General features: G+C 64.9%; 2 protein-coding genes and 2 pseudogenes. 1 reads left to right on the top strand and 3 read right to left on the bottom strand.

Annotation, left to right across the window (positions count from 1 at the left end):
* The 3 genes and pseudogenes from ASD86_RS27820 to ASD86_RS12350 all read right to left on the bottom strand — a co-directional run.
* A pseudogene (locus ASD86_RS27820) lies at nt 1-321 on the bottom strand (hypothetical protein); the annotation flags it as partial.
* Between the two features lies 1 nt (nt 322).
* Nucleotides 323-537: pseudogene (locus tag ASD86_RS27815) on the bottom strand (hypothetical protein); the annotation flags it as partial.
* A 286-nt stretch (nt 538-823) separates the two neighbouring features.
* Nucleotides 824-2,281: a bifunctional 2-methylcitrate dehydratase/aconitate hydratase gene (locus tag ASD86_RS12350; protein ID WP_056110842.1), complete on the bottom strand. Its 1,458-nt coding sequence runs from the start codon at nt 2,279-2,281 to the stop codon at nt 824-826.
* Nucleotides 2,282-2,513: 232 nt separating this feature from the next.
* On the opposite strand from ASD86_RS12350, the gene ASD86_RS12345 reads away from it, so the two are divergent.
* Nucleotides 2,514-3,305, top strand: coding sequence for a class III extradiol ring-cleavage dioxygenase (locus ASD86_RS12345; protein ID WP_082578305.1), 792 nt, complete (start codon nt 2,514-2,516; stop codon nt 3,303-3,305).
* Nucleotides 3,306-3,468 lie beyond the last annotated feature (163 nt).

Below are 3,468 nucleotides of genomic sequence, written 5' to 3'. Positions count from 1 at the left end.
ACGATGATGCCGACCGAAGCCAGCACGTCGCCGAACCAGTCTTCCTGCGGCGCGTTCACGCTCTGGTCGTCGAAGTCGGCGCGGTACGCCAGCTCGGTGCGGATGCCGACGCGGCCCAGGTCACCCTGCACGCCCAGACCGACCTTGGCGGCGAAGTTGCCGTCCTTACGGTTACCCGGCGACAGCGGCGACGGAATGAAATATTCCTCTTCCGAACGCTGGTAGCCCAGGCCCATCAGCAGGTACGGGTTCCAGTTGCGGCCTTCGGTGACGAAGTGGCGGCGCAGGTCCAGCGAGATGCCGTACTGGCTCCAGTTGGCGNTCCTGGTTGGCGTCGAACTTCGGGTTCTGATAGTTCAGCTCACCGTCGAGCGACCAGTTCTTGTTCAGGAACTTGCCCAGGCCGATCGCGCCGAACGGAGCATTGCGGGTGCCGCGGTCGTTGTCCTGGATGTTCATGCCGGCCGAGCCGGTCAGGTACCAACGGTCGTCAAAGTCCTGGGCGCTGGCGACCTGCGCGAGGCTCAGGCCACCCAGCAGGGCGGCGCAGAGGAGTTTCTTATTCATTGTTGTAGCTCCTGGTTCTAAAAATTATGGAAACCGCGTCTGCGAGGTTTCTACCGTTCAGGACGGTCGCCTGGACGACGCCATCCCGCGCAGAGTAGGTTTGCCAACGTGAAAGCGGTGTTAACAAGCGTCTAACATTCGACCGAGTTCCGTGAATTCTGAGACTGGGTCGCCCTGCGTTCAGTTTCGCGAGGGCGACCCGTTCAGCGCGGAACTGCACTTATAAGGTGTGCAATCGGCGGTCGGGCCTGACGGCTTACTTGCCAGCCTGGCTGAACAGCGCCATGAACTCGGTCACCGGCAGGGCTTCGAGTTCGGCCGGGTTGTTGGCCAGGGCCAGCAGGCGGTCGGCCTGGGCGGCCGGCAGCTTGGCGCGCACGGCGGCTTCGAACTTGGCCATCAGCACCGGGATGCCCTCGGCGCGGCGCTTGCGGTGGCCGATCGGGAAGTCGATGGACACCTTTTCGGTGGACGAACCGTCCTTGAAGAACACCTGCACCGAGTTGCCGATGTAGCGCTTGTCGGGGTCGAAGTAGTCCTTGGTGAACTGCTCGTTCTCCTTCACCACCATCTTGTCGCGCAGCGCGTCGATGCGCGGATCGGCGGCGACGGCGTCGACGTAATCGTCGGCGGTCAGGCGGCCGAAGATCAGCGGCACGGCGACCATGTACTGCAGGCAGTGATCGCGGTCGGCGTAGTTGGCCAGCGGGCCGGTCTTGTCGATGATGCGAACGCCGGCTTCCTGGGTTTCCATCTCGATGCGCTCGATCTGGTCGAGCTTGTCCTTGACCTGATCGTGCAGCTTCATCGCGCACTCGACCGCGGTCTGGGCGTGGAACTCGGCCGGGAAGCTGATCTTGAACAGCACGTTCTCCATCACGTAGCTGCCGAACGGGCGTTCGAACTCGAACTGCTTGCCCTTGAAGGCGATGTCGTAGAAGCCCCAGGTCTTGACGCTCAAAGCGCTGGGATACCCGACCACGCCCTTGACGGCGTTGAGCGCATGGGTGACGGCGCGGCGGCAGGCGTCGCCGGCGGCCCAGCTCTTGCGCGGGCCGGTGTTCGGCGCGTGGCGGTAGGTGCGCAGCACGCCGTTGTCGATCCACGAGTGCGACACGGCGGTCACGATCGCTTCCTTATTACCGCCCAGCATCTGGGTGGTGACGGCGGTCGAAGCCAGCCGCACCAGGATCACGTGGTCCAGGCCGACCCGATTGAACGAATTCTTGAGCGCGTAGCCGCCCTGGATTTCGTGCGCCTTGATCGCGTGGCCGAGCACGTCGCGCACGGTCATGGCCTTGCCGCCTTCGGCCTCGGCCTTGCGGCCCAGGTAGTCGGCGACGCCGAGGATCGCGCCGAGGTTGTCGGACGGGTGGCCCCATTCGGCCGCGAGCCAGGTGTCGTTGAAGTCGAGCCAGCGGATCTGCACGCCGATGTTGTAGGCGGCCTGGACCGGGTCGAGCTCGTGCGCGGTGTACGGGACGCGCGCGCCGCCGGTCATGCCGGCGCCGGGCACCAGCGGGCCGAGGTGCTTGACGCACTCGGGATGGTCCATCGCCATCGCCGCGCAGGCCAGCGAGTCGAGCAGCATGTAGCGCGCGGTATCAAAGGCTTCCTTCGAATCGATCTGGTAATCGGCGACGTAGTCGGCGATGTCGACCATCGGCTTGTCGGGATCGGGGCGGACGGTCGAACGGATGTCGAAGTGGCTCATGGGTACGGGGGCCTGCGGACGGGTGAGTTAGCCCGCTATTTTGCCAGACTCGGGCGGCGCGGGGCGGCGGCGGGTCCGGCGCGAGCGTGGTGCGGGCCGATCGTGCATCGTTTCTGGACCGGCTCGGGCTTCAACAATCATCGCCCTTGATGCGAATTGATCGCAATTACAGAACGATCAGGCACAGCCGTCCAACTTGGAAATCGCTCCGGCGAGGATCACCCTGCTAAGCATGGACATCCCTACTCGTCTGCCCACGCTGTTTCTCTCCCACGGTTCGCCGATGCTCGCGCTGGAGGATTCGCCGGCCGGGCGCTTCCTCGATCAGCTCGGCCAGCAGCTGCCGTGGCCGCGCGCGATCGTGATCGCTTCGGCCCATTTCATGACCGACCGGCCGATGATCGGCGGCCACGACCGGCCGCACACCGTGCACGACTTCGGCGGCTTTCCGCAGCCGCTGTATCAGATCCAGTACCCGGCGCCGGGGCATGCGCGTCTGGCCGAGCAGATCACCCAGCGTCTGGTCGATGCCGGGCTCAACGCCAAGTTGCGCGACAACCATGGCCTCGATCACGGCGTATGGGTGCCGCTGCGGCGTATGTATCCGCAGGCCGATATTCCGGTGGTGCCGGTGTCGGTCATGCCGCATGGGACGGCGGCGCAGCACTATGCGGTCGGGCAAGCCTTGGCGGCGTTGCGGGACGAAGGGGTGTTGGTGATCGGCTCGGGCGGGTTCGTGCACAACCTGGGCGATCTGGACTGGCAGCACCGCGATGCATCGATGCCGGCGTGGGCGGCGGAGTTCAGTGCGTGGATGCATCAGAAATTGGCGGCGCGCGATCATGCGGCGCTGTTGGACTGGCAAGCGCAGGCGCCCAATGCGCGGCATGCGCATCCGACCGTGGAGCATCTAATGCCGCTGTTCGTGGCGATGGGCGCGGCTGGCGAGGCGCCCGGGGTGCGGACGATTCATCGGTCGCATGAGATGGGGTCGTTGGCGTTGGATGCGTTTGCGTTTGATTGATGGGTGATTGGTGGGGGCGTATCGGTTGCGATGTTCGACGCGATGGGTCGGTTCGCGGTCGCGGCTTGCGCCGCTCCTACAAGTAGGCAATGACGCTTTTGCTCAAGCTCGAAGCCGCGCAGTTCACCCAGCGCTGCGAATCTACGAACTCGCGTTAGCAACC

It is taken from the genome of Lysobacter sp. Root690 (assembly GCF_001427785.1).
In the GTDB taxonomy this organism is placed as follows: domain Bacteria; phylum Pseudomonadota; class Gammaproteobacteria; order Xanthomonadales; family Xanthomonadaceae; genus Lysobacter.
Note: the sequence above shows the minus strand (reverse complement) of the source record. Positions and strands in the feature narration are given on the sequence as shown.

Coding starts and splice junctions, on each gene's coding strand:
- ASD86_RS12345 (WP_082578305.1), top strand. CDS start 2,514: ATGGACATCCCTACTCGTCTGCCCACGCTGTTTCTCTCCCACGGTTCG.
- ASD86_RS12350 (WP_056110842.1), bottom strand. CDS start 2,281: ATGAGCCACTTCGACATCCGTTCGACCGTCCGCCCCGATCCCGACAAG.